The organism is Acidovorax sp. BLS4 (assembly GCF_032929295.1).
Classification (GTDB): Bacteria; Pseudomonadota; Gammaproteobacteria; order Burkholderiales; family Burkholderiaceae_C; genus Paracidovorax.
On sequence record NZ_CP136797.1, the window covers coordinates 2,649,416 to 2,673,954 of the forward strand.

The 24,539-nt window shown below is 68.3% G+C and carries 18 protein-coding genes; 6 read left to right on the forward strand and 12 right to left on the reverse strand.

The window, feature by feature from the left end; genetic code table 11:
• The first annotated feature begins 48 nt into the window (after positions 1–48).
• Both R1Z03_RS12345 and R1Z03_RS12350 read left to right on the forward strand, forming a co-directional pair.
• Positions 49–540, forward strand: a complete 492-nt coding sequence (locus R1Z03_RS12345; protein WP_284430617.1) for a pilin — start codon at positions 49–51, stop codon at positions 538–540.
• Positions 541–654: 114 nt separating this feature from the next.
• Complete coding sequence (locus R1Z03_RS12350) at positions 655–2,322, forward strand: Wzy polymerase domain-containing protein (protein ID WP_317360123.1); 1,668 nt, start codon at positions 655–657, stop codon at positions 2,320–2,322.
• Here the strand turns inward: R1Z03_RS12350 and moaC are convergent.
• On the reverse strand, positions 2,300–2,812 hold the full coding sequence (moaC, locus tag R1Z03_RS12355; RefSeq protein ID WP_317360126.1) for a cyclic pyranopterin monophosphate synthase MoaC: 513 nt from the start codon (positions 2,810–2,812) through the stop codon (positions 2,300–2,302). The two genes, R1Z03_RS12350 and moaC, sit on opposite strands and share 23 nt — an antisense overlap.
• Positions 2,813–2,983: 171 nt before the next feature.
• On the opposite strand from moaC, the gene R1Z03_RS12360 reads away from it, so the two are divergent.
• The gene (locus R1Z03_RS12360) at positions 2,984–4,528 is read left to right on the forward strand and encodes a M48 family metalloprotease (RefSeq protein WP_372588276.1); all 1,545 of its coding nucleotides are present in this window, start codon (positions 2,984–2,986) and stop codon (positions 4,526–4,528) included.
• On the opposite strand, the gene R1Z03_RS12365 is transcribed toward R1Z03_RS12360, so the two are convergent.
• The 4 genes from R1Z03_RS12365 to R1Z03_RS12380 form a co-directional block, all read right to left on the reverse strand.
• On the reverse strand, positions 4,496–4,852 hold the full coding sequence (locus R1Z03_RS12365) for a phage holin family protein (protein WP_317360361.1): 357 nt from the start codon (positions 4,850–4,852) through the stop codon (positions 4,496–4,498). The two genes, R1Z03_RS12360 and R1Z03_RS12365, sit on opposite strands and share 33 nt — an antisense overlap.
• Before the next feature lie 161 nt (positions 4,853–5,013).
• Positions 5,014–6,684: a hypothetical protein gene (locus tag R1Z03_RS12370; protein ID WP_317360128.1), complete on the reverse strand. Its 1,671-nt coding sequence runs from the start codon at positions 6,682–6,684 to the stop codon at positions 5,014–5,016.
• Between the two features lie 361 nt (positions 6,685–7,045).
• Positions 7,046–7,522: a hypothetical protein gene (locus R1Z03_RS12375; protein WP_284430621.1), complete on the reverse strand. Its 477-nt coding sequence runs from the start codon at positions 7,520–7,522 to the stop codon at positions 7,046–7,048.
• Positions 7,523–7,644: 122 nt separating this feature from the next.
• Complete coding sequence (locus R1Z03_RS12380) at positions 7,645–8,403, reverse strand: TerC family protein (RefSeq protein WP_284406519.1); 759 nt, start codon at positions 8,401–8,403, stop codon at positions 7,645–7,647.
• A gap of 526 nt (positions 8,404–8,929) precedes the next feature.
• Between R1Z03_RS12380 and R1Z03_RS12385 the strand changes: the two genes are divergently transcribed.
• Both R1Z03_RS12385 and R1Z03_RS12390 read left to right on the forward strand, forming a co-directional pair.
• Positions 8,930–9,367 (forward strand): DUF3717 domain-containing protein, encoded by a 438-nt coding sequence (locus R1Z03_RS12385; protein ID WP_317360132.1) that lies wholly within the window; start codon positions 8,930–8,932, stop codon positions 9,365–9,367.
• A gap of 100 nt (positions 9,368–9,467) precedes the next feature.
• Positions 9,468–9,776, forward strand: coding sequence for a putative signal transducing protein (locus tag R1Z03_RS12390; protein WP_284400636.1), 309 nt, complete (start codon positions 9,468–9,470; stop codon positions 9,774–9,776).
• Between the two features lie 159 nt (positions 9,777–9,935).
• Here the strand turns inward: R1Z03_RS12390 and R1Z03_RS12395 are convergent, their stop codons facing one another.
• Both R1Z03_RS12395 and purB read right to left on the reverse strand, forming a co-directional pair.
• Positions 9,936–10,496 (reverse strand): YaeQ family protein, encoded by a 561-nt coding sequence (locus R1Z03_RS12395; protein ID WP_284400640.1) that lies wholly within the window; start codon positions 10,494–10,496, stop codon positions 9,936–9,938.
• An 86-nt stretch (positions 10,497–10,582) separates the two neighbouring features.
• Positions 10,583–11,962 (reverse strand): adenylosuccinate lyase, encoded by a 1,380-nt coding sequence (purB, locus tag R1Z03_RS12400; protein WP_272566529.1) that lies wholly within the window; start codon positions 11,960–11,962, stop codon positions 10,583–10,585.
• 104 nt (positions 11,963–12,066) lie between these two features.
• Here purB and R1Z03_RS12405 point away from each other — a divergent pair, with 104 nt between their 5' ends.
• Entirely contained in the window at positions 12,067–12,681 is a 615-nt protein-coding gene (locus tag R1Z03_RS12405; protein WP_272566531.1) for a glutathione S-transferase family protein, read from the forward strand.
• Between the two features lie 336 nt (positions 12,682–13,017).
• Here R1Z03_RS12405 and R1Z03_RS12410 read toward each other — a convergent pair whose 3' ends face one another.
• The 5 genes from R1Z03_RS12410 to R1Z03_RS12430 all read right to left on the reverse strand — a co-directional run bounded on the left by R1Z03_RS12410 (position 13,018) and on the right by R1Z03_RS12430 (position 24,464).
• The gene (locus tag R1Z03_RS12410) at positions 13,018–13,623 is read right to left on the reverse strand and encodes a glutathione peroxidase (RefSeq protein WP_284430625.1); all 606 of its coding nucleotides are present in this window, start codon (positions 13,621–13,623) and stop codon (positions 13,018–13,020) included.
• Positions 13,624–13,773: 150 nt separating this feature from the next.
• Positions 13,774–14,976 carry an HD-GYP domain-containing protein gene (locus R1Z03_RS12415; RefSeq protein ID WP_284430626.1) on the reverse strand — a complete coding sequence of 401 codons (1,203 nt, stop codon included), beginning with the start codon at positions 14,974–14,976 and terminating at the stop codon, positions 13,774–13,776.
• Positions 14,977–15,150: 174 nt separating this feature from the next.
• Positions 15,151–19,887: a hypothetical protein gene (locus tag R1Z03_RS12420; RefSeq protein ID WP_317360138.1), complete on the reverse strand. Its 4,737-nt coding sequence runs from the start codon at positions 19,885–19,887 to the stop codon at positions 15,151–15,153.
• Between the two features lie 182 nt (positions 19,888–20,069).
• Complete coding sequence (locus R1Z03_RS12425) at positions 20,070–23,174, reverse strand: efflux RND transporter permease subunit (RefSeq protein ID WP_317360141.1); 3,105 nt, start codon at positions 23,172–23,174, stop codon at positions 20,070–20,072.
• A 90-nt stretch (positions 23,175–23,264) separates the two neighbouring features.
• Positions 23,265–24,464: an efflux RND transporter periplasmic adaptor subunit gene (locus tag R1Z03_RS12430; RefSeq protein WP_317360144.1), complete on the reverse strand. Its 1,200-nt coding sequence runs from the start codon at positions 24,462–24,464 to the stop codon at positions 23,265–23,267.
• Positions 24,465–24,539: the final 75 nt, after the last annotated feature.

The window sequence follows — 24,539 nt, forward strand, 5'->3', positions numbered from 1 at the left end:
AATTCTTCTGCAGGTTTTTATTTGCAATCGACCTCCTAGGAGAGATGTATGAAGCGCAATCTGCAAAAGGGTTTCACCCTGATTGAATTGATGATCGTGGTGGCGATTATCGGTATTCTGGCTGCTGTGGCCCTGCCAGCTTACAAGGACTACACCATCAAGGCGCGCATGGCCGAAGTGGTTCTGGCCGCTTCCCAGTGCCGCACGACCATCAGCGAAACCATCCAGAGCATGCGCACCGACGCGACGCTGTCGGGCACGAATGCCTTCGGTTGTGATGCCACTGGCCCCACCAAGATGGTGGCTTCGATCACTACCGATGCAACCACTGGCATCATCACTGTCGTGCCGCATGCATCCAACCTGGGTGTGACGATGGCAAGCACCGACACCATCACGCTCACGCCTAAGAAGGACAGCGGCGGTAACAACTTTGCACTGGGCACGGCCACCACTGGCGGTCAAGGCTTGCAAGTTTATGAGTGGATCTGCAAGAGCACGGGCGTGGCTTTGAAGTACGCCCCTGGTTCTTGCAAGTAATCAACGAACGCTTGGCGTTTTTACTAGAAAAAGGGGGCTTCAGCCCCCTTTTTTCATGGTCTTGAAGATTTTATGGCTCCGACCTCGTCCTCCCGTTCTATATCGCTTCCTGCATTGGGTGCGTTGATCTACGCCTTGTGCTGGCTATTGCCCAACCACCACGAGCCTTGGGTTGACTTCTACGCCGATGCTTGGGCGGCCTGTGCGATGTGGGGCCTCGGCGCTATGGTGCTCTGGCGGATCAACAAAACGCAGCCGGTGGCTTGGCACGTCCTTCCTCTAGCGGTTTTGGCGTGCTGCGTGATCGTATGGGCGCAATACGCGGCGGGTCTGGTGGAAGCTAGAGGGGTGGCGTGGACCAGTTCCCTGTATTTGATAGGGTTGGCCCTGACCATGCTGGTGGGGGCTGCGCTGGAGCGGTGGCGGCCTTCGCACGGTGCCGATTTTCTGTTCATGGCGGCGCTGGTGGGGGCGTTGGGATCGCTGCTGATCCAGTTCCAGCAATGGCTGCAAATCGACCCCGGCAGCGCGTTCTGGCTCTTCCTTCCTGCCCCTCCCGAGCGCTTTCATGCCAACCTGGGGCAACCGAACCAATTGGCCAGTTTGCTCTGCCTCGGCGTGCTGGCGTGCGCGTGGCTGCATCAGCGCAGCCGATTGCCTGGCCTTGTGGCCTGGTTCCTGGCCGTTTTGCTGGCGGTCGGACTGGCGCTGGCGGAGTCGCGCACGACCTGGCTGGTCGTGTTGTTGTCCTTGGCGATGCTGGCCCTGTTCCGCAAACGCCTGGCCATCACGCGGGGCGTCATGGTGGGCGCGTTCACCTGGACCGGCATGTTCGCGGTTTTCCTCGTTGCGTTGCCCCATGTCGATGTGTGGCTGGGACGGGCGTCCCAGCTGCGACCCGTGCGGAGCATCTCGAACCTGGAACTGCGCCTGGACGTCTGGATGCACCTGTGGGAAGCCGTATGGAGCCGCCCCTGGTTTGGTTTTGGCTGGATGCAAACCAGTTTTGCGCAGTTCGCTCCGAACCCCTACGACATGGTCACGGCGGGGACGCACCGGCATGCCCACAACCTGCTGATGGATCTGCTGGTTTTCACAGGGATTCCGCTGGGTCTGGCTTTGTGCACAGTGCTGGTCTTGTGGACCGTTCTTGCGATCCGTCGCATGGCCCAGCCAGAGCACCTCTGGATGTTCCTGTTCGTGGCCGCGCTGGGTGTGCACGCCATGCTGGAATATCCCCTCTACTACGCCTACTTCTTGCTGCCATGCGGCCTCATGCTGGGCGCGTTGAACGAGGCACTGCGGTTCAAGCCCGTCGGGCAGACGGGGCGTTGGCCGATCGCCATCATGATGGGAGTGGCTGGCGTGGGATTGGCCATCACGATCCATGACTACCTGCGAATCGAAGACGATTTCTTCTCTCTCCGCTTCGAGCGCCAGCAATTGGCCGCGCCCTCGGATCGCCTGGCCCCGGAAGTGGTTTCCCTCACGCAGTTGCAGGACTTGATGTGGCTTATCCGGGTCAGCCCCGGCAAGGCGCACTCCGAGCAGGATCTGGTCCGCGCTTCACGGACCACGAAACTATTGCCCAGCACCATCACCCTCTACAAGCTTGCCGCAATGTACGGTGCGGCCGGCAAAACCCAGGAGGCGGAATATTGGGTCGTGGTGATGACGCGCTTGAACCAGCCCAGCCAGAATCTGGTCGCCGAGTTGCGCCGCCAATGGGATGAACAGGCCGCGGTCTATCCGGAGATGGCTAAGGTGGCGTGGCCGAAGTAGGGGGTGTTTTCCAGTCGGATTTGCCGCCGAGTTTTTTCGCCACCCTCACGCCGCTGATCTCCATGTGCTTGTCCACTGCCTTGCACATGTCGTACACCGTGAGCAACGCGACCTGGGTGGCCATCAACGCCTCCATCTCCACGCCCGTCGGCCCCACGGTTTCCACGGTCGCCGTGCATTCGATGCCGACCCCCTCGGATGCGGTCGCAAACGTCACGGCGATGCGCGTCAGCGCCAAGGGATGGCACAGCGGAATCAGATCGCTGGTCTTTTTCGCCGCCTGAATACCCGCGATGCGGGCGATGCCCAGCACGTCACCCTTCGCAGCGGTGCCGGACTGGATGATGGCCAGCGTTTCCGCCTGCATCTCGATGCGGCCGGTGGCGACGGCAACGCGGTGCGTGGCCGGCTTGGCGCCCACATCGACCATGTGGGCCTGGCCCAGGGCGTCGAAGTGGGTCAGGCTGGAGGGAGTGGGGGTATCGCTCATACAAGTACTGGGGATTGCACGCGGGTCATTCGCCGGCAGGGAACATTCGGGGGCCAGGGCATCATACGGTCATGTGTAGCGGCCAGGGCCGGGGTGGCGTGGCTGAATCAGTGCAGGAGACTTTGCGTGCCATTTGATCGAAAACGGCCTCTGGTGCTTGTGCGTCAGGCGGTGGCCGCTTCCCTTTTCATCGTGAGCGGTGTGTGCGGCACGACCGCCGTGCATGCGCAAGCGGGCCTGCCCACGCTGGGCGACAGCTCCGACCTCACCACCGCCCAGGAGCGCCAGCTCGGCGACCGCATCATCCGCGAGCTGTACCGCGATCCGGATTACATCGACGACGCCGTGCTCAACGAGTACGTGGACAGCATCTTCCAACCCCTGGTGAAGGCGGCGCGCGAGCGCGGGGAGCTGTCCCCCGAACTGGACGAGCGCTTTGCCTGGGAGATCCTGCTGGGCCGGGACCGCACGGTGAATGCCTTCGCGCTGCCGGGCGGCTATTTCGGCGTGCACCTGGGATTGATCGGCGTGGTGTCCACGCGCGACGAGCTGGCGTCGGTGCTGGCGCACGAGCTGAGCCACGTCACGCAGCGCCACATCTCGCGCCTGATCACGCAGCAGAACCGGCAGACGCCGCTGATGCTCGGGGCTCTGGTGCTGGGCGCGCTGGCCGCCAGCAAGAGCCCCAATGCAGCCCAGGCGCTGATGATCGGCGGGCAGGCGGTGGCGGTGCAGAACCAGCTGAACTTCTCGCGCGACATGGAGCGCGAGGCCGACCGCATCGGCTATGGGCTGATGGCGCCGGCCGGCTTTGCGCCGCAGGGGTTCGTGGCCATGTTCGACAAGCTGCAGCAGGCCAACCGCATCAACGACAACGGCAGTTGGCCCTATTTGCGCAGCCACCCGCTGACCACGCAGCGCATTGCCGACATGCATTCGCGGTTGCCTCCAGGGGGCGCCGCCGCCGCACCGGCCACGCCCACGCTGGAACACGCGATGATGGCCGCGCGCGCCCGCGTGCTGTCCCGTCCGGGCGTGGATGTCTGGCGGCAGTGGACGACCGAGCCGCTGGGCACCGGTTTCGCCGCCCAGCCGTTGCCCCGCCGGGTGGCGGCCTGGTACGCGGCGGCGCTGAGCGCCAGCCAGCTGCAGGACGTGCCGGCGGCGCGCACCGCACTGCGGGGCTTGATGGAGGCGGTGCGCGGCGATGCGCCGGCGCTGCGGCAGGCGAAATTGCTCAGTGCGGAAATCGAATTCGCGGCCGGAGACTTCCAGGCCGCATTGCTGCAGTTGCCAGCGCAGGCGACCCTGGCTTCTTCAGCGAGCCCTGCAGTCCAGTCCGCTGCGCCGACGGGGCGGCCGGAGATGCTGCTGCGCACGCAGGCCCTGCTGCGCACGGGCAATGCCCAGGAAATGACCGGCCCGCTGCAGACGCGGGTGGCGACGCATCCGCACGATGCCACCGCATGGCATCTGCTGGCGGCGGTGTGGCAGCAGCAGAACCACCCGCTGCGCGCGGTGCGGGCCGAGGCCGAGGCGCATGCGGCACGCTACGACTACCAGGCGGCGGTGGACCGGTTCAAGGCGGGCCAGGACCTGGCGCGCAAGAGCGGCAGCCGGGGCGGCGACGCGGCCGACTACATCGACGCGTCGATCATCGAGACGCGTCTGCGGGCCGTCGATTCACTTCTTAAGGAACAGGCCGCCGAGCGCTGATTCGATGAGCACGCCCAGCACCGAATAGATCAGCGAGCCGACCAGCGCCGCCGCGAAGCCCCGTACCTGGAAGCCGTCGCCCAGCACCGTGGCGGCGGCCCAGAACATGAGCGCGTTGATGACGAAGAGAAACAGCCCGATGGTGAGGACGGTGACCGGCAGCGTCAGCACCACCAGCACGGGCCGCAGCACGACATTGAACAGGCCGATGACGAAGGCGGCAATGAGCGCGCTGGTGAAGCTTTTCACCTCCACGCCGCTGTACACGTAGGCCACGAACAGCAGCGCCGCAGCGCTGAGCAACCACTTGAGGATGAGTTTCATCATGGCGCGGGAGCATAGCACCCGCATGCCACGGCTCGGCGGATTCGCTGGCCTGTCCCCGGCCCGCGAATGCGCTCAACCGCTGCGTTCAGGCGCCAGCGAAGCGATGGCTTCGTGGGTTCTTCGGGCGAGGCTTGCTGTCCGGCAGCCTGACCCCCGCTTCAGCCATGCGTTGCGGATGACGTTAGCAACGGTTCCCTGGCCTGGCTTTCCTGGGCGACCGCCCGGAATGGACGCGTCAGCGAACTCATGGCAGACGAGGCGCTTGAGGCAGCGACCTGTCCGACGAAGCCCACGCTGTCGAGCACCCCCGCCATGGCGGTGAGGGCCGCGCCTCCGACGTGACGCAGCAATTCGTTGTGAGGCGCGAGCCTCGCGACGATGGCCTCCTCGTCGATGGTCGGTTGCAGGCCGCTCGTCTCACCCGCTCCGCTCTCGAGGTCACCGATGTTTGCAGCAGAGTGTTGGAGCAAGTCCCCGATCACATTCGCGAAGCGCTGGTGATCGCTGGACACGATACCCGGGACGCCGGTCTGAGAGATGGCGGCAATGACATTCATGCCAATCATCTCGATCGGTGCAAAAGCGGTGCTGCGCAGGATGCGCAGCGCCGCTTCTGGAAGCGCACCGGTGACCATGCCACCGAGGAGGAAGGGCACGAGCCCCACCGCGAGTGCGACGCCCATCGACTTCTTGCCGATCACCGTACTGGGCTCCATCTTGAGTGCCAGTTCGGTGGCCAGATGGATGGCTTCGTCTTGTGCGACGCCCTCGGGCAGCTTCATCACGCCGCTGTGGACCGCGTGCTCGACGGCCTCCTTGACCGACTCACGGATCTCAGCAATCTCTCCAGGCACGCCCGCCGCCGCCGAGAGGATGGCGACCTCGGTCGTCCCCACGCCGATCAGCGCAGCGACAGCTCTCGGTAGACGAGCGGCGTTGTACTCGAGCAAGTTGTTCGGCAACGCGCCGATGGCCGACACGACCCCGGCAGTGAGCGCCTCGCCGAGCTTTTGCATGAATGGGAAGGGATCGCCACGGTCATTGGCCATGCGCTTCTTGACCGTCATCGTGTCCGCCGCCTCGATCGCGACCATGGGCGCCGCGTCGATCACGGACGCCGGCAGGCCCCACGCCACGGATGCGAAGCCAGAACCCAGCAGCGCGAGCTTGGCCTTTGGTGCCGCCACGAGCTCCCACAGCGAGCCCAGCCCCGAGCTGACGGCCAGGCTCGAGCCAAGCAGCTTGAGGTCGATGCTCTTGGCCGTAGCAAGCTGCAGCAGTCCTGTGGCAGCCATCTTCAGCGACAGGTCCGGCCGTGCGGCAAGCCGGTCCTCGATCAAGGATTTCAGTGCGGGCAAAGACGATTCCATCCTCGGACGTGCCTCCCGCAGCAGCGGGATGATCCGGCCGCGAAGGTCATCGCCGATCGCCTGCTCACCGCGAGCAATCACGCCGAGTAGCAGCGGGATGGTGGCGTGCTCCATCGGGGCGCTGAGGTCTTCGCCAAGCGCCGCCTTGAGGCTGTCCAATGTGTTTCCACCGTTGGCGCCCAGGCGAAGCGATAGCGTCGGCTCCTTGCCAGCCAGGGCCATGAATTTCAGGCCGGGCACTTCGGCAGGATCGATCGCCAGGGACTCCAGCAGCTTCTGGGTCACCGGGTTTTTGGACGTGAGTTGATTCCCCTCCACGCGAACAGTGCCCTGATAAGACGGGCCGGGACGGCTGTCGGATTGCAGATCGGCAAGCCGATCCGCTTCAATGCGAGGGCCCAGGCTGCTCGTGGAGGTCAGCGACTGACCTTTGGGCCGAATCGGAGGTCCGGACTCCATGGTGGACGGACGGGGCGAGCCGGGACGCGATGAAGGCTGACTCGCCGGCTGCTCGGGCACGGAAGAGGTAGAGGCGACGGAGGTGGAGACCAAGGGAGCAATCTGCATGGGTAATCTTGAGGCTGGAGGTGAGTGAAAAAACCTCCACCATCGCGTAGCCGCGCCAAAAATAACCCAGGGATCGCGAAGTCCAGTCTCCTTTCACGAAGTGCCTCGCTGCAGCAAGATCCCCGGTTGTCGCGGGTACCCGGAACCTCCGCGACGCACCGGACGCAACAGGTCGTCAGCCAGCACAACTACGTCATGTGTGCAGGACAGGCCCTTGCGCGTCACTGCTGGGCAGCAAGGCCGTGGGGGAGGATCACTCCGCCACGAACATGAACATCGCGCCCAGGCCGGCCAGCGTGCCCGGCAGGGACCAGCGGCGCGGCGATGGCTTGCGCGTGATGTTGACGGGGGCGGCCACCGCCTGGACGGGCGCCGGCGCGGCCACTTCGTCCTGCTTGGGGCGGCGTGCGTCGATCACGGGCACGGCGCCGTGTTCGGCCTGCAGCTGGGTGAGCAGATCGGCCAGCGGGCCCTTGGCCAGCACGGTGCTGGCCTGCACCCCCTCAGCCTGCAGCCAGGGAACGATCTGGCCGAACAGCTTGTCGGCCCACTTGGTGCGCCAGTTCTCGCGGGCGCTGTGGCTGACCCACTTGCTGATGCGGTGGGTCATGCGCGGCGCGCAGGCCACCAGCACCCATTCCGTTTTCTCGGCCGAGGCGCGGTGAGACAGGGGCGCCAGGACCTGCCGGGCCTGCTCGGCGTCGTCCACGTAAACGATGACTTTGTTCATGAGGCTTCCTTGTGACCTGGCAGGGGTGCCGTTAGCAATGGGGAGAGGGCCGGGCGAAATGGCCGGACGCCTGGCGGCGCCCGTGCCGTTTCGCCCAACGTTCGTCGTCAAGGCCTGCCCGCTCAGCCGTGGGCGGCCGGAGCCGCTGCGGCGCGGCGCGAGGCGATGGCCTTGCCGACCACCAGCACCAGCAGGGCGCCGGCGATGTGCGCGGCCCAGTACAGGGTGTCGGAGATCACGGCCAGGCCTTGCGCGTCGAGCGTGCCCAGCTTCGGTGCCCAGCTCCAGCGCTCGGTGTTGACGAAGATCGGGTCGGTGACCAGCATGCCGCCGGCGATCCAGCCCAGCAGCATGCCGCCGATGGTGATGATGATGGGGAAGCGCTCCATGAGCTTGATGACCAGCTGGCTGCCCCAGACGATGATCGGGATCGAGATCAGCAGGCCCAGGACCACGAGCAGCATCGAGTGCTCGCCGGCATTCTGGGCGGCGCCGGCGATGGCGATCACGTTGTCCACGCTCATCACCAGGTCGGCCACGATGATGGTCTTGATGGCCGCGAACAGCTTGTCGCTGCCTGCCACGTCGCCGTGGCCGTCTTCGTCGGGTGCCAGCAGCTTGATACCGATCCACACCAGCAGCAGCGCGCCCACGAACTTGAGGAACGGCAGCGCCAGCAGCGTCATGGCGAACGCGATCAGGATGACGCGCAGGATGATGGCGCCCGCGGTGCCCCAGATGATGCCCTTGGTTCGCTGGGCGGGTGGCAGCTTGCGGCAAGCCAGCGCGATGACGACCGCATTGTCGCCACCCAGCAGGATGTCGATGATGATGATCTGCCCCAACGCGACCCAGAACTCGGGTGAAGTCAAGAAGTCCATAAATTCCTCAAAAGCAATGGCCGGGAGGAGGAGCCCGCTACCCCTGTAGCGCCGGGCCCCTCCGGGAACGGGGGCTGACTGCGGAGGTGACCTGAGGCACGCCCGCGTTGCGCGGAGCGTTGTTCGATAGGGACGGCCTTGATCAGCCCGCGCAGGGCCCATCAAAGGTCTCGCTCGGTCCGCCATGCCGTGCATGGATGGACCCGGCCTGCCGGAAGCTTGCGCTTCGTACTGACGACAGGACCGACAAGCCCAGCCGCCCCGGGCGGTGTGCCTGCCGGATGTCTGCTGGGTTGGGAGCTACTCCCCTTCGAAGCCGGCATTGGAACACAGGGGCGAGCGGCCGTGCAAGCGAACGTGTCCCGCGCGCCGGGACGGTTTTGAGCCAAACAGGCCCCACGCCGGCGTTTTCATTGCCTTTGCTGCTATCAATTCGCGAGTGTTCTGCGGGGCAGCTCGGAGGCCGTCGGGCGCCGCGGGAGCGCACCCGGGCAGCGGTATGATCGCGGCCCCCTTTCGCACACCCATGGCCGTCCTGCACATCACCGACATCGAAGCCGCCATCAACCATTGGCGCGCCCGGTCGCCGTCGCCCGACGGCGTGACGCTGGCGCCCGAGCTGGTGGCGCTGGCCGAGGTCTACGCGCTGATGGTGTACTGGCACGAGGACGAAGCCGACGAGGCGGGCTTTCCCCCGGCGGCCATGGCAGCCTGGCGCGCCTGGTACGAGACCACGCCCGACACCCCGTGCATCGCCATCTGCTCCACCAGCCAGGGCGACGAGCAATGCAAGGGCTGCGGCCGCAGCTTCGCCGAGGTGCAGCACTGGCTGGCGATGACGCCGGTCGAAAAGCGCACCGTGTGGCGCCGCATCACGCTGGAGAGCTCGGCATGGCGTTTCAACCGCTACGCCGAACGCGCGGCGGAAGGCAGCGCCCCGGCCGAGGCCAAGGCGCCTGCCTGAACGGCGTCGGGGGGCGTTGCGGCCCCCGGTGCGGGGGGATGGGCGGCGCCATGGCTTTCCCGCCCTTTACGGGCTGCGGGACAGCGGCTATGGTGGGTTCATGCTCCGTCTGACCCAGGCCCCCAACATCGCGATCGCCACCCTGTGGGCCGACCTGCTGCGCGAGGGCGGCATGCCGGCGTCGGTGCAGCGGCAATACCTGGGGGCCGCCGCCGGGCACCTGCCGCCCGACCAGTGCCTGCCCGAGATCTGGCTGGAGCACGATGAGCACGCCGCCCGCGCGCGGCAACTGCTGCAGGCGTTGCAGAACCTGCCCCAGCGCCGCTGGCTGTGCGGGTGCGGCGAAATGGTGGAGGGCGGGTTCGAGCAGTGCTGGCAGTGCGGCGCGCTGATGCCGCAGCCGGCTTGAGCTCAGATAGCGCCGCATGCCATCGGGCGGGCCGGCGCGGCGTGTGGCCGGCCGCACGCTGTGATGCTCACTTATTGATAGCAATAAGCCCTAGTCGATCATGCGCTGGAGGCCCATCAGGCTTCAAACCCCACCGACCTGGCACCCCCCGTGGCCGCGTCACTTCCAGCGCTGGGGCTCCACGTGCACGCTGCCCAGGTTGCTGCTCAGGGTGAGCGCGCCCTCCTGCACCGTGGCCTGCAGCTGCATGCTGCGCTCCGCGAGCGCGGCCAGGGCCTGCGAGGCCTCGGCGGGCAGGCGCCACACCTGCAGCTTGTCCAGGCGCGACAGCTTGGTCTGGATGCCTTTCCACCACACCTCGGCGGCATGGTGGAAGCAATACACGATCACGGCGTCCGACTTGCTGCAGGCCTTGGTGAGCGGCTTGTCCTCGGGCTGGCCGACCTCGATCCACAGGCGCTTGCGGCCGGTGAAGTCGGTCAGGGAGACGTCCGGGTCGTCCGGGTCGGACAGTCCCGCGCCGAAGGCCAGGGTGCCGTCGCCCTGGCACACGGCCTGCAGCTGGTGGGCGTGGAGGGCCAGCGCCGCCAGCCGCACCATCATGCGTTCGTCGGTTTCGCTCGGGTGGCGGGCCAGCGTGAGCGAATGGTCGGCGTAGTAGCTGTTGTCGATGTCGGCGATCTGCAGGTTCGCCTTGAAGATGGTGGACTTGATGGCCATGGGCTGGTGCTCACAAAAATATAGCAGTCCGCGCCCGATGGTGGGGCACGGACCGGCAAAAGGGCTTCAACCCCGGCGGTGGGCGGTCAGACGCGGCGCGCCAGCTCGGCGGCCTTGCCGATGTAGCTGCCGGGCGTCATGGCGAGCAGGCGCTCTTTTTCGGCCTCGGGAATCTCCAGGCTGCGGATCAGCCCGTGCAGGGCCTCGGCCGTCACGGTCTTGCCGCGGGTGACTTCCTTGAGCTTTTCGTAGGCCCCCGGCACGCCGAAGCGGCGCATCACCGTCTGGATCGGCTCGGCCAGCACTTCCCAGGAGGCGTTCAGGTCGTCCGACAGCGCCTCTTCGTTCAGTTCCAGCTTGTTCAGGCCGGTCATGAGCGAGGTGTACGCCAGGGCCGCGTAGCCCAGTGCCACGCCGATGTTGCGCAGCACGGTGCTGTCGGTCAGGTCGCGCTGCCAGCGGCTCACGGGCAGCTTCTCGGACAGGTGCTTGAGCAGCGCGTTGGCCAGGCCCAGGTTGCCTTCGGCGTTCTCGAAGTCGATCGGGTTGACCTTGTGCGGCATGGTCGAGGAGCCGATCTCGCCGGCCTTGAGCTTTTGCTTGAAGTAGCCCAGGCTCACATAGCCCCAGATGTCGCGCGACAGGTCGATGAGGATGGTGTTGGCGCGCGCCACGGCGTCGAACAGTTCGGCCATGTAGTCGTGCGGCTCGATCTGGATGCTGTAGGGCTGGAAGGTCAGGCCCAGGCCCAGGGGCTCGGGCGTTTCCACCACGCGCTTGCTGAAGGCTTCCCAGTCGAAGTCGGGCCAGGCGGACAGGTGGGCGTTGTAGTTGCCCACGGCGCCGTTCATCTTGCCCAGCATCTTGACCGAGGCCACGCGCTCGCAGGCGGTCTGCAGCCGCACGACCACGTTGGCCAGTTCCTTGCCCACCGTGGTGGGACTGGCGGTCTGGCCGTGCGTGCGGCTCAGCATGGGCACGGCGGCGTACATGTGGGCCATCTCGCGCAGCTTGAGCACGATGCGGTCCAGGCCCGGCAGCACGACCTGGTCGCGGCCGGATCGCAGCTGCAGGGCGTGGCTGGTGTTGTTGATGTCCTCGCTGGTGCAGGCGAAATGCACGAACTCGGCCGCCTTCTCCAGCTCGGGGCGGGCCTCGAACTTGCCCTTGAGCCAATATTCCACGGCCTTCACGTCGTGGTTGGTGGTCTTCTCGATGTCCTTGATGGCGGCCGAATCGGTTTCGGAAAAATTCTTCACCAGCCCCAGCAGGTAGGCGCGCGCGCCGGTGGTCAGGGGCTTGAACTCGGCGAAGCCCGCATCCGACAGCGCGATGAACCAGGCCACTTCCACCTGCACCCGGCGGTGCATGTAGCCGTGCTCGCTCATGATCGGGCGCAGGGCGGAGAGTTTGGCGGCGTAGCGGCCGTCGAGGGGCGAGAGGGCGGTGATGGTGGACAGGCTCATGGGCGGGGATTGTAGGTGGCGCTGCCTGTAAGCTATCCAAGGCAAGACTGCCCATAAAATCAAGCGGCCTTGTCCCCGTCCCCTGCCGTGCCCGGAAGAACACCATGAAATTGATCGGATCCTCAGCCAGCCCCTATGTGCGCAAGGTGCGTATCGTGATGGCCGAGAAGAAGCTGGACTATCGCTTCATCGAGGAGGACGTCTGGGCCGAGGACACGACCATCGCCACCTCCAACCCGCTGGGCAAGGTGCCGTGCCTGGTGATGGAAGGCGGAGAGGCCGTGTTCGATTCACGCGTCATCGTCGAATACCTGGACACCCTCTCGCCCGTGGGCCGGCTGATTCCCACGCAAGGCCGGGAGCGCGCCGAGGTCAAGACCTGGGAGGCCCTGGCCGACGGCGTGATGGACGCGGGCGTGCTCGCCCGGCTCGAGTCGCGCTGGGCCGGCCGCCAGGAGGGCGAACGCAGCCAGGCGTGGATCGACCGGCAACTCGGCAAGGTCGAGGCGGGCATCAAGGCCATGGCCCAGGGCCTGGGCGAGAAGCCCTACTGCAGCGGCATCCACATGAGCCTGTCCGACATCGCCGTGGGCTGCGCGCTGGGCTGGATCGGCTTTCGCTTTCCCGAAATCGAATGGCGTGCCGAGCATGCCAACCTCGCCCGGCTGCTGGACAAGCTGGAGCAGCGCGTGAGCTTCGCCGACACACGGCCTGCCTGATCGATCGCCCCGGCCCTGAGGCGCTGACTGACCAAAAAGCAGCGCCCACAAAGCCAAAAGCGCGCAACCTGCGAAGGTTGCGCGCTTTGTTTTTGGCGGAATAAAAAAGTTGCGAAGCGTCCCGAAACGAATTTAGAGAGGGAGGGAGGAGAAGCGCTTCAGGGTTTCAGTTGAACCACCAGGGTTCAAAAGGCTTCGCAACAGTAAGGGGTTGATCGGGGGGCAAGCGTCGCCGCCTGCACTGGTTACTAGAGTAGTGACGATCCCGGGAAGTTCCAGAGGGAAGGTGGTTAAAACCATCAGAAAATGTAACTATTTCCATATCACGGAACTGCTTCAGAACGGTGACGTTTTCGGGCGCCCCGCGTCCAGTTGCTGCTCGATCGCGCGCACCAGCCGGGGGTCGCCCGGCTCCACCACGCTGGCGAAACTGCCGACCACCTTGCCGTCCCGGCCCACCAGGTACTTGTGGAAGTTCCAGCGGGGCGCCTCGCCGGCCTGGGCTTTCAATTCCCGGTACAGCGGCGAGGCGTCGGCCCCGACGACCCGGCTCTTGGCGAACATCGGAAACTTGACGCCGAAGGTGTTCTCGCAGAAGTCGGCGATCTGCGCATTGCTGCCGCCCTCCTGGGAGAAATCGTTGGAGGGGAACCCCAGCACCACCAGCCCCCGGTCCTTGTAGCGCGCGTGCAGGGCCTCCAGCCCCTGGTACTGCCCCGTGAAGCCGCAGTAGCTGGCCGTGTTGACGACCAGCAGCACCTTGTTGCGGTACTGGCACAGTGGCTGGGGCAGTTCGTCCTGCAGGCGCAGGGGGGTGTGGCGCAGCAGGGGCGGGCAGGTGCCGTCTTCCGTCGCGGCCGCCGGGCCCGCGGCCCGCGCGGGAAGGCCGGACAGGGCGAGCGGCGCAGCCGCCAGGGCAAGGCAAAGGACTCGGCGCAGCATGAAGGTCTCCTTGTCGATGGGGCGCCACAGGCAGTGGATCACGCAATGGGGGGCGGCCCACGAACGAGTTTGGCGCAAATCGGCGGAAAAGTCCCGCCCCCGCGCGCGCCAGGAGGCCGCCGCTGACAGGAGCGGCCCTGGGAAACGTTCTCAGACCAGGCTGAGCAAGCGGTTCAATTGCAGTTGCACGCGCACATCGCGCTGGGCGATGGCGCCGGTCACCTTCCAGGCGGGCTGGGCGGTGTCGCGCGGAATGAGCTCTCCGGTGGGCATGCCGTTGCGGTTGAGCACCACGGCCACGCGCGGCGTGGTGGCGCTGCCGCCGCGGCGCAGGGTGACGGCGATCTCCTGGCTCACCAGCCGCACGAACGCGCCCGGAGGGTACACGCCCAGGGTTTTCACCAGGGCCGAACCGGCTTCATCCACCTGGTGCGATTCGTCGTAGTAGCTCGCCTGCATCGCCGCGGTGACGGGCATCGGCGCGCGCGAGGCGCGCGGGGCCAGGCGGGCGCCGAACACGTCCGCCCGCTGGATCAGCCGGGCGATCTGCTGGCCTTCGCTTTTGTCGGCCAGCGGGCCCGGCGAGCGGTGGTGGTGGCAGCGCACGGCTTCCAGCCATACCGGGTCGTGCACGCCCAGATGGCGCAGCAGGGTTTCGGATCGGGTGGCATGGCTTTCCACCGCGGCGATCTGCTCCGAGGTGAGCGGCTGGGCCTGCACGGCCAACTGGTCCTGCAGCGCGGTCATGGCGATGTTCATGGACAGCGCCGCGCGCCCGGTCTGCATCACGCGCTCCACCGGCCAGCGCAGCTGCTCGACGGCGACCAGCATGCACACGCAGGCCACGAGCATGGCGTGGGTGCCGCTGTACTGCCGGGTTTCGTGGCCGGACAGGTAGATGAGGGCCAGCAGGACCGCGTCGGGGCTCTGGCGGCAGTGCAGGGCGAGTTCGCGGTGCAGCGCATCGAAACGGTCGGGAAAGTCATGCGCCTGCGGCGCGCGCAGCAGCTGCGTGGCCCGCAGCTGCAGCCCTGGCCAATCGGGCGGGCCGCCTTCGACGCGGTCGCGCGAGGCCTGGGCGCCAGCGCTGATCTTCATGGAGGCGATCTGCCCGAGCGAGGTGTCGGACATCAGCATTTGCTGCAGCTGCGCCAGATAGGCGCGGTGGCTGTCGCCCGATTCGTCGGTGTCCACGCACAGCTGCAGGCCGCGCGACAGGAGGACGTCCAGCTCGTTGCGCGTGCGGATCACGTAGCCTTTTTGCGCCAGCAGCACGCCATCGGCCCCGCGCAGGATGAAGGGAAGCGGGGAGCCGAGCTGGATCGATTCGATGTTCAGCGCAACGAGGTTCATGGTGAGTCGCCGCATTATGGGCGCACGGGTGCGCCTTGAAAGCCGGCGCAATGGCGGGAACCCATCGTTGTTCGCCGGTTCCTGGTGGCCACCCGGGCGGTGGCGTGGGCAGCGGAAGGGGCTGTGCGGGGTCGTGGAGGCCGCCGGGAATCCGCGGGTGGAGGGGCGGTGGTCTCAGAAGGGTTCCTTGAACAACTGGCCCAGCGTCGGTCGCTGTTGCTGGACGGGGGGGTCCACGGCCTGCGCTTCGGGTGTCTGCGGGGTCGGTTCGTCCTCCACCGGCACTTCGGGCGCCGGCGGCTTGTTCACGCCGTCGTTGGCCCGGGTGAAGAGACCCTGCGCTTGCTGTTGCGCCTGGGCCGCGAGCTTGGTGGCCTGGGCTTCGGCGCGTGCGCGCCAGACCGCCTGGGGATCGGCGGCGGCCGCCGGCTTCCGTTCGATTTCGACTTCCGTTTCAGGATCGGGCCTGGGCTCGGGGTTCTGTGCCACCGGGGAGAATTTCGGCGCCCATCGGGCCGAGTGGTCATCCGGGGCCGCGGCGTGCTGCTGCGGGGTGCGGCCCACCTGCTGGGAGCCTGCCGGCAGGAATTCGTGCAGCCGGGTGGACTCCGACGCCGCCTTGCCCTGCAGCATGCCGAGGGCAGCGCTCTGCGATGCCTCGTCCTTGGCCTTCGTCTTGAATTGCAGGTTGTTGGCGGTCCAGGCGTCGTGGCTGTCCAGCAAGGTGCGCACCTTGGCCCGGTAGCCGTCGGCCTTGGCCTGCTGTGCCTGCGCAATCGCCTGCTGGCGCGCTGCCTCGGCCTGCTGGGTGGCCGCCAGGTCCCGCAATCGTGCCGCGGCCTCTTGCTGGGCCAGTGCCTCGGCGGGCTGGCCCGCGGCAGCGGCCCGCCGGATGGCGGCCTGGGCCTGCTGGCTTTCCATGGTGGCTCGCCGGGCGGCTTCGGTCGCCTGCTGCGCTGCGGCGGCGGCTTTCTGGCCCGTCTCGGTGGCTTGCTGTGCCAGGCCCTGCAGCTTGTCGTAGGCCTCAGCCGCCTGGGGGCGCAGCTTGGTCACCACGGAAAACGTCATGCCAGGCGCGCTGGCCTGTGCGGCCTGGACCAGGGTGTCCTGCAGGCGCAGCCAGGCGCGGCCGGTCTTTTCTTCCGCCGAGGCATGCGGCACGCCGTCGCGTGCGGCCATGACCGAAACGAACTCGTGCATCCGGGGTTCGAGCTCGGCCAGAAAATCATCCAGGTCTTCGAACTCGCGGATCATCTGGGTCTGGTCGGCCCAGGTTTCGCCATGGCGGGTCGTCATGCGCAGCGTGGTATCGACCCCGCTGTTGGCCAGCTGCTTGCGAAAATCCAGCCCGGCCCCGCGCGCCTGGGCGGCCCTTTCCGGATCGTGCCTGGATGCCGGCACCAGCCCCAGGCTGGCGTTGGCGCTCGCACGGACATCGGCCCGGTGCTGCGCTGACAGCTTGTATTCCTCCACATTCAGCCCCGAACGGCTTTCCGTCTGCACCGAGCGCGAACGCTGGTTGCTGCTGGCGACCCCCGCCTGCACGCCGACGCCGATGGCGCGCCGCGTGGCCTTGCGGTCGTGCTCGTCGCGGTCCCGCGGCCCGCGCGCGCGGACCATGGCGTTGGCGCCGATGGCCATCTCGGACGTGCGGCTGCGTTTGGTGTTGGACAGCTCCGCCACGGCCAGCGCAGGAAAGTGCTCCAGCAGGTGGGCCAGCGGGTCCATCTCCAGGGCCCCTTCCGTCGATGCGCCGCCCCCGTGGGCCATGGCAATGAGCGCATCGGCGAAGTGCCGCCGCAAGGTGTCCTCATGGGAGGCGGTGCGCTGCATGCGCAGGCTCACGCCCTCGGTGCGCGAGATTTCGCCGCCGGCCTCCAGGCGCATGTCGAAGCGCAGCGCGATGCCTGCTTCGTCATCGCCCAGGTTGAACTCGTGGTCCTGGTTCCCCAGCTCGCGCCGCAGGCCCACGCTGAGCCCCACGTTGGCGTTCTTGGAGTCCGCCGTGGCGATCTGCATCTGCATGGCCGCACCGACCATGTTCAGGTCCATCGAGCGCTCGTGCCCCAGGCCGATGCCCGCGATCGGCGTGACGAGTTCCGGCGTGGCGGTGGTCACCGACACGGCCTTGCCCAGTTCCAGCCGGGCCAGCCGCGCATCGCTGCTCTTGATCTTCTCGCCCAGGCTGATGCGCTGCGACAGCGATTTCATCACTTCGGCCGCGTCGGCCGGGCCGCGCAGGTCGTTGAACAGCGTGATGGTGTCGGACACGCACAGCTCGAAGCGGTTCACGTGCACGTCCCGCTGCAGGGCCTGCAGCGCGGGCGCCGCCGTTTTCACGGTATCGGCCACTGTGCGGGGCGCGGTGCTGCCGGAGGCCGCGCCGGTGGTGGCCGCAGGCGGGCTCCATGGCACGGCCAGGGCCGCATCGACCAGGGTGCGCATCAGCCGGCCCGCATCGTCGCCCGATTCCTTCATCTGGGACCAGGCGCTGCGCACCGAAGCGGGCCAGGCGTCCTGCACCTGGTCCAGGGCCTCTTCCCGGGACGGCCGCTCGCCCTCGGGCAGGGTCTTGAGCCAGTCCTGGGTGAGCTTGCTTTCGATGGCCTCGAAGGTGTCGATGCGCAGGGACCGCAAGGCGGCCGCGGGCTTCACCTTGGCCAGCAGGTCGGCCGACACCACCATCAGGTCGGCCAGTGCCCGGGTCTGCGGCGCTTCCACGCCGGCCGCGGCCCTGGCCGCTTCGGCAATCTCGTGGAAGCCGCCGATGGCTTCGTGGGCGATGGCATCGGTGCGCAGGCCCCGGGCGACCTGGGTGGGGCCCACCGTGGGCGACAGCGTGCCATCGGCCAGCGCGCGCAGATCGGTGTGCTCTCCCAGCACCCTCAGGATGTGCCCGACATTGGGGCGGCTGCCGCGCAGCGATTGCCAGTCGGCGGCCAGGCCCGGGGGCAGCCCGGCCATGCCCTCGGCCCCCAGGTGGGCCTCCACTTTCTGGAAAAAGCCCTTGCCCAGGTGCTTGAGCGTGTTCTGCGAAGGGGCCGGCGCGCTCCCGCCCAGCCCCAGCTCCTTCAGCACCCCGAGCATCAGGGTTTCGGCCGGCAGCGCGCCGGCCCCTGCGCGCGCTTGGAGATCGATGCGCAGGTCGGTGGCGGTGCGGTGCAGCGATGCCACGGCTTCGTCGCGGCGCGGCAGCATGCCGTTCTCGCTGGCGGCGGCGGTCATCTTGCGCATGACCGATTTGCGCCACATCGTCGGCTGCGCGCCAGGCAGCCAGGACGCGATGGCGGGCAGCGCAGGCGCGAGCAGCCCTTCCATGCCCGCCGAGTTCTTGACGATGGCCTTGGGCAGCCCGCCCGTCAGCCAGTTCTGGAACCGCCCCATCCGCCCGGACGCCGCGCGCGCGTTGCGCTGGCTGGTCTGGTCGAGCGCGCCGTCGCTGAACTGCAGCAGCCGCTGGCGCACGCGGTCGTAGCTGGATCCCGGCGCCTTGGTCGTGAACCCGTTCTGCAGGCAATGGAACGCGGTGCGCTGCGCCACTGTCCGCTCGGATTCGGGCACCGGGTGGTGCCGTGGCTGGGCCAGCTCGACCGCATGCGCCACTGCGTCGCGCAGCAACGCCATGTCCGCCGGGGCTTCGGCCGACCCGGGGCCCTCCTGCTGCCGGGACGACTGCAGATGCAGCATCGCCGACATGGCCACTTGCAAGGCATCCTGCCGGGTCCCGGCGGCGGGAGGGTCCGTCATCCTGGCCAGCAGGCGCATGCCGCCTGCCGGCCTGGCGATGGCGCACGCCAGGCGCGACAGCGGCTGCAGGTCGGCGCGGGTTTCGTGGTCCGGTGGGGAAGGCTGCAGGGCGTCGTGCACCAGGCCGACCAGCCGGGCCGGCGAGCTGTGCGACAGGTTTTCCATGGCCGTCGCCAGCCCCTCGGGATCCCCGGCAAAGGTGTCGCGGGCGGTGTTGATCAGCAGCTCGACGGCCAGCACGTCGGGCACCTTGGTGCCGTGGTTCAGGGCCGCGACCAGCGTGTCGGTGGCTGCTTGCAGCCGGGGCTGCAGGGGCTCGGGCACGCCCGAGAGCAGTTCGGCGACCATCCTGGCGTTGGCGGCGGTCGCCGCGTCCTTGGAGCGCTGCTCGGCGGCCTTGGCGGCGTCGGTCAGCTGCTGCAATGCGCCTTCCGTGTTCACGCGCGCGCCACCGGGCAACGCGGCCTGGGTGGCCAGGTGGATGGTGGCCTTGGCCTTCTCGGCATGGACCAGGCCTTCCAGATGGCCCAGCACGATGGACTTCGTCTCCGCCGTGGCGCTGCCCTGGCTGCTCTGGCCCCTTGCCTTGAGGCCCCCGGCTTCATAGAACATCTCCAGCGCGTCGCTGGGCACGCTGGCAGGGCCCTTGCCCAGCGACAGCACGGACAGCGCCTGCTGGGCCCAGTGCGCCGCCGTGCCCGCGATGCCGCCGTCCCGGCCCGATCCTTCGGTACCGGGCGACTGGCCGGTCTCCACCTGGTGCAGTGCCTCCTGCACGGCCTGCGCCAGCCCGGTCTTGGTGGCGTTGGGCAGTGGCACCCGTCCGTCCGCCTCGAACCGCGGCGCCTGCACCTGGTTGTGCCGCACCACCGGGTGCTGGGTCTGCGTGCCCACCGCCAGCGGGCCCAGGCTGGCGTTGGCCGTGGTCTTGCCGCCCTTCCAGAGGCTTTTGAGCTTGGACAGGACGGTCCGGTCCGAGCGCTGCGCCATGTTGGCGGTGGTGTAGACCGCCGCCGATCCGCTCTTGCCGCGCGCAGCGAGCCCCTCCGGCCCCTTCAGGCTGGCGCTGCGCTCCGGGGCATCCGGGACCGGGGACGCAGGCCGTGCGGGCGTGGACGGAGGCCGTCCGGCCGGCTGGATTTCCCCTGAACTGGTGGCACGCATGGTCTTGTCTCCCTGGAATTCTTCTGGAATCCCATGGTTGTATACAAGTCCTGGCAGCCTTCCCGGTGATGCGAAGCCGTGCATCTGCACGCGAAAAGGCCGCCGCGCCTTGGGCGCAGCAGCGCAAACCCTGTGCTAGAGGGGCGGGCGGCACCGATGGCAGGGCGCCGCCGCGCCGCCACTCACAGCGGGTGCGGCGCTTCGGGCGCGCGGGGTGCCTGGGGGGCTGGTGGGGGCCGCCGCATCACCCGGCGCTGAAACCACTGCGCGAAGTCGTCCACGTAGGTGAACACCGCCGGCACCACCAGCAGGCTGAGCACGGTCGAGGTGATGAGCCCGCCGATCACCGCCACCGCCATGGGCGAGCGAAAGCTCATGTCGGCGCTGCCCAGCGCCAGGGCGATGGGCATCATGCCGGCGCCCATGGCGAGCGTGGTCATGATGATGGGCCGCGCGCGCTTGTGGCAGGCATCCAGCAGCGCGTCCCAGCGGCTCATGCCCTGGTCGCGGCGCGCCACGATGGCGTACTCCACCAGCAGGATGGAGTTCTTGGTGGCGATGCCCATCAGCATGATGAGCCCGATGAGCGAGGGCATCGAAAAGCTCTTGCCCGCCACCAGCAGCGCCACGAACGCCCCGCCCAGCGACAGCGGCAGCGCCGCCAGGATGGTCACCGGCTGCAGGAAGTCCTTGAACAGCAGCACCAGCACGAGGTAGATGCAGATCACGCCCGTGAGCATCGCCAGGCCGAAGCTGGCGAACAGCTCGCCCATCATCTCGGCATCGCCCACGTCGATCAGGCGCACGCTCGCGGGCAGCTGGGCGACGGCGGGCAGCTGCTTGACGGCCTCGGTCACCTCGCCCAGGCCGCGCGCGCCCAGCTCGATCTCGAAGTTGACGTTGCGCGAGCGGTCGTAGCGGCTGATGACGGCCGGCCCGCCCGCCACCTCCAGCGTGGCGACCTCGCCCAGGCGCACCGGCCCGCGGGTGCCGGGCACCGTGAGGCGCTCCAGCACCGACAGGTCCTCGCGCGCCGCGTTGTCCAGGCGCACGACGATGGGCACCTGGCGCTGCGCCAGGTTCAGCTTCGGCAGGTACTGGTCGTAATCGCCCACCGTGGCCACGCGCAGGGTCTCGGCGATGGCGCTGCTGGTCACGCCCAGGTCGGCGGCGCGCGCGAAGTCCGGGCGCACGGCGATCTCGGGGCGCACCAGGCTGGCGGTGGAGCTCACGCCGCCGATGCCCGGGATGGTGCGGATGCCGCGCTCGACCGCCTGCGCGGCCGTGGCCAGGGCCTGCGGGTCTTCGCTGGCCAGGGCCAGCACGTACTTGTCGTTGGAGCCGCCCAGCCCGATCTTCACGCGCACGCCGGGCAGGTCTTCCAGCGCGGCGCGCAGCTGCTGCTCGATGACCTGCTTGCGCGGGCGCTCGCCGCGCGGGTCCATGCGCAGGGTGAGCGTGGCCTTGCGCGGGTCGCCCACGCCGGCCCCGGCGAACGGGTCGGCGCCGGCCGAGCCGCCGCCGATGGTGGTGTAGATGCTCGCCACGTGGCCCACGCGCTGCACGCGCTCGGTGGCCTGCGCCACCGCCACGCGGGCATCGGCCAGCAGGCTGCCGGGCGGCAGCTCCAGGTTGACCTGGGTCTGCGCGTTGTCGTCGGCCGGGATGAAGCCCGAGGGCAGCAGCGGGATCAGCGCGATCGAGCCGGCGAAGAACAGCAGCGCGCCCAGCAGCGTGATCACGCGGTGGCGCAGGCACCAGGCCGAGGCGCGCATGTAGGTGCCCAGCCAGCGCGGCTCCTTCTCCTGCGCCACCATGGGTTTCATGAGGTAGGCCGCCATCATGGGCGTGAGCAGCCGCGCCACCACCAGCGAGGCGAACACCGCCAGCGCCGCCGTCCAGCCGAACTGCTTGAAAAAGCGCCCGGCGATGCCGCTCATGAACGCGGTGGGCAGGAACACCGCGATCAGCGTGAAGGTGGTGGCGATCACCGCCAGGCCGATCTCGTCGGCCGCCTCCATCGCCGCCTGGTAGGGCGACTTGCCCATGCGCAGGTGGCGCACGATGTTCTCCACCTCCACGATGGCGTCGTCCACCAGGATTCCCACCACCAGCGACAGCGCCAGCAGCGTGATGATGTTGATGGAAAAGCCCAGCAGGTGCATGCCGATAAAGGCCGGGATGACCGACAGCGGCAGCGCCACGGCCGAGACGATGGTCGCGCGCCAGTCGCGCAGGAAGAGCCACACCACGACCACGGCCAGGATGGCGCCTTCGTACAGCAGGCGCATGGAGCTGTCGTACTCGTCGCTGGCGATGTCCACGAAATCGACCGTGCGCGTGAGGTGCAGGTCGGGCCGCTCGGCCTGGAGCTTGTCCAGCGCCCGCTGCACGCCCGCGCCCACCTCGACCTCGCTGGCGCCGCGGCTGCGCGAGACCTCGAAGCCGATCACCGGCTTGCCGTCCAGCAGCGCGGCGGTGCGCTGCTCGGCCACGGTGTCGCTGATGGTGGCCACCTGGTCGAGCCGGATGTGGCGGCCGTCGGTGAGCGGGATGTCCATGGCGCCGATCTCCTGCGCCGTCTGCACGGTGGCGATGGTGCGCACGGGCTGCTCCGCGCCGCCGAGGTCGGCGCGGCCGCCCGCGCTCTCGATCTGCACCTGGCGCAACTGGCGCGACACGTCCGCGGCCGTGGCCCGCAGGGCCTGCAGGCGCAGCGGGTCGAGCGACACGCGCACCTCGCGCGACACGCCGCCCACGCGGTTCACCGCGCCCACGCCCGGCACGGCCAGCAGGCGGCGGGTGAGGGTGTCGTCCACGAACCACGACAGCGCCTCGTCGTCCAGGCGGTCGGACGCGATGGCGAACGCCAGGATGGGCTGGGACGACAGTTCGAGCTTGGCGACGATGGGGTCGCGCAGGTCGGCCGGCAGGTCGGCGCGCACGCGGCTCACGGCCGAGCGCACGTCGTCCACCGCTTCCTGCACCGGCTTTTCGAGCTGGAACTCGGCCGCGATGGTGGCCGTGCCGTCCACCAGGGTCGAGGTGATGTGCTTGAGGCCCTGGGTGGTGGCGATGGCGTTCTCGATCTTGCGCGCCACGTCGGTTTCCAGCTGCCCCGGCGCCGCGCCCGGCAGCGACGCGGTGACCATGACCACGGGCAGGTCCATGTCGGGAAAGTTCTGCACCTTCATCGCGTGGAACGACAGCATCCCCGCGAAGGAGAGCAGCACGAACAGCATCGCGGCCGGAATCGGGTTTCGGATGGACCAGGCGGAGAGGTTCATGGCAGGTCCTTGCGGGCGGCAGCGGGGCCGCGGTGGCAACCGGGCAAAAGCATGTTTTGCTCCTTATTTAGTAGCATGATGCCCTAGTGCTTATTGTGCTGCAGGCATTTTTGATGTGGATGCCGCGGGCCGGGGCGCCGGCGCGGACGCCGCTGCTGCGGGCGCTGCGGCCTGCACGCGCACCAGGTCGCCGTCGTTCAGGAACGCGCCGCCGCGCTCGACCACCGTCACGCCCGGCTGCAGGCCCGAGACGATCTCCACCCGGTCGCCCGTGCGCTGGCCGGTCTGCACGCGGCGCATCACCACGCGGCTGCCCTCGCCGATCTCGAACACGCTGCTGAAGCCGTCGCGCACCACCACCGACGACTGCGGCACGCTGAGCGCATCGCGCTGCCCCAGCAGAAAATCGCCGCGCGCGAACATGCCTGCGCGCACATCGGGGTGGATGGGCAGGTCCACATAGACCAGGCCGTTGCGCGTCTGCGGATCGACGGTGGGGGCGATCATGCGCACCGTGCCCGGCACCTGCGCGCCGCTGGCGGCCGTCACGATCACCTGGCTGCCGGGGCGGATGCGCGGCAGGTCGTTGGAGGTGACCTCGGCGCGCCATTCCAGGCGGCCCTTGCGCACCATGCGAAAGAGTTCGGTGCCCGCGCCCAGCACCGCGCCCACGGTGGCCGTGCGCGAGGAGATGACGCCGCTGTCCGGTGCCAGCACCTGGGCATGCTTGAGCCGCAGCTGCTGCGCGTTGAGGGCCGCCTGCGCCGCCTCCACGCGGGCCTGGGCGGTCTCGCCGGCGGTCGAGTACTGCTGGATCTGCTGCTGGCTCAGGGCGCCGCTGGCCTGCAGCGTGCGGGCGCGCTCGGCGTTGGCGGCGGCCTCGGCGGCGCTCGCGCGGGCCTCCAGCAGGCTCGCCCGGGCCTGGGCCACGTCGGCCTGCAGCGTCTCGGGCGCGAAGGTGGCCAGCACCTGGCCGGCGCGCACCGTGTCGCCCACGTTCACGCGCACGTCGGTCAGGCGCAGGCCGCTGCTTTCGGTGCCGATGCTGGCCTCCTGCCACGCGGCGACGTTGCCGTTGGCGGGCAGGCGCTGCGCCAGTGAGGTGCGCGTGGGCTGCGTGGTGGTGACGGTGAGCGCGGGCCGGGGCTCGCCGGCCTTGGCGCTTTTGGCATCGTCCGCCGCGCGCGAGGGGCCGGCGGCCATCAGCGCGCCGGCGGCGGCGAGCACGCACACGGCCAGCACGGCCAGCGCCGCGGGGAGGGAGGAGGGGGTGAATTTCATGCGCTGCATGGGGGTTCCATTCATGCGGTCAACGACGGCGACTGAAGACAAAGCGGGAGATGGGGGCGAGTGCGCGGAGGTGCA

Coding starts and splice junctions, on each gene's coding strand:
- R1Z03_RS12405 (WP_272566531.1), top strand. CDS start 12,067: ATGAAATTGATCGGATCCTCAGCCAGCCCCTATGTGCGCAAGGTGCGT.
- R1Z03_RS12430 (WP_317360144.1), bottom strand. CDS start 24,464: ATGCAGCGCATGAAATTCACCCCCTCCTCCCTCCCCGCGGCGCTGGCC.
- R1Z03_RS12365 (WP_317360361.1), bottom strand. CDS start 4,852: ATGAAACTCATCCTCAAGTGGTTGCTCAGCGCTGCGGCGCTGCTGTTC.
- moaC (WP_317360126.1), bottom strand. CDS start 2,812: ATGAGCGATACCCCCACTCCCTCCAGCCTGACCCACTTCGACGCCCTG.
- R1Z03_RS12425 (WP_317360141.1), bottom strand. CDS start 23,174: ATGAACCTCTCCGCCTGGTCCATCCGAAACCCGATTCCGGCCGCGATG.
- R1Z03_RS12390 (WP_284400636.1), top strand. CDS start 9,468: ATGCTCCGTCTGACCCAGGCCCCCAACATCGCGATCGCCACCCTGTGG.
- R1Z03_RS12410 (WP_284430625.1), bottom strand. CDS start 13,623: ATGCTGCGCCGAGTCCTTTGCCTTGCCCTGGCGGCTGCGCCGCTCGCC.
- R1Z03_RS12415 (WP_284430626.1), bottom strand. CDS start 14,976: ATGAACCTCGTTGCGCTGAACATCGAATCGATCCAGCTCGGCTCCCCG.
- R1Z03_RS12385 (WP_317360132.1), top strand. CDS start 8,930: ATGGCCGTCCTGCACATCACCGACATCGAAGCCGCCATCAACCATTGG.
- R1Z03_RS12345 (WP_284430617.1), top strand. CDS start 49: ATGAAGCGCAATCTGCAAAAGGGTTTCACCCTGATTGAATTGATGATC.
- R1Z03_RS12420 (WP_317360138.1), bottom strand. CDS start 19,887: ATGCGTGCCACCAGTTCAGGGGAAATCCAGCCGGCCGGACGGCCTCCG.
- R1Z03_RS12375 (WP_284430621.1), bottom strand. CDS start 7,522: ATGAACAAAGTCATCGTTTACGTGGACGACGCCGAGCAGGCCCGGCAG.
- R1Z03_RS12395 (WP_284400640.1), bottom strand. CDS start 10,496: ATGGCCATCAAGTCCACCATCTTCAAGGCGAACCTGCAGATCGCCGAC.
- purB (WP_272566529.1), bottom strand. CDS start 11,962: ATGAGCCTGTCCACCATCACCGCCCTCTCGCCCCTCGACGGCCGCTAC.
- R1Z03_RS12380 (WP_284406519.1), bottom strand. CDS start 8,403: ATGGACTTCTTGACTTCACCCGAGTTCTGGGTCGCGTTGGGGCAGATC.
- R1Z03_RS12370 (WP_317360128.1), bottom strand. CDS start 6,684: ATGGAGTCCGGACCTCCGATTCGGCCCAAAGGTCAGTCGCTGACCTCC.